Annotated in this window: 1 protein-coding gene; it reads right to left on the minus strand. The window is 28.9% G+C overall.

Going from position 1 to position 287, the window contains the following annotated elements:
• Positions 1–275, minus strand: a 275-nt coding sequence (locus tag H6A60_RS13060; RefSeq protein WP_205105294.1) for a hypothetical protein, incomplete at its 3' end; no start/stop codon positions are given.
• Positions 276–287 lie beyond the last annotated feature (12 nt).

The raw sequence follows: 287 nt of genomic DNA on the forward strand, positions 1-287 counted from the left end.
TTTTTATTCCATTCAACCTCCTTGTGAAATTTTCTGTATGCATAAACATAATCTTTGATAACATAAAAAGATCCACACTTTATCATTGCTTTTACAAAGAAAACAGGATCTTGCATTCGTCTGAATGCTGGAAATTGAATTTGATTCTTTCGTAAGAAATTTGAGCGATAAATAAAACGATAAAAACCCCCGTCGTGTTGGTAGTTTTCGTATTTTATAAAACCATCTTCAGTAAAATATTGACCTGGAAATTTATAATTAATTTCGTTTGTCAATTGATTAACTAT

The organism is Sutterella massiliensis, assembly GCF_016899755.1.
GTDB lineage: Bacteria > Pseudomonadota > Gammaproteobacteria > Burkholderiales > Burkholderiaceae_F > Sutterella > Sutterella massiliensis.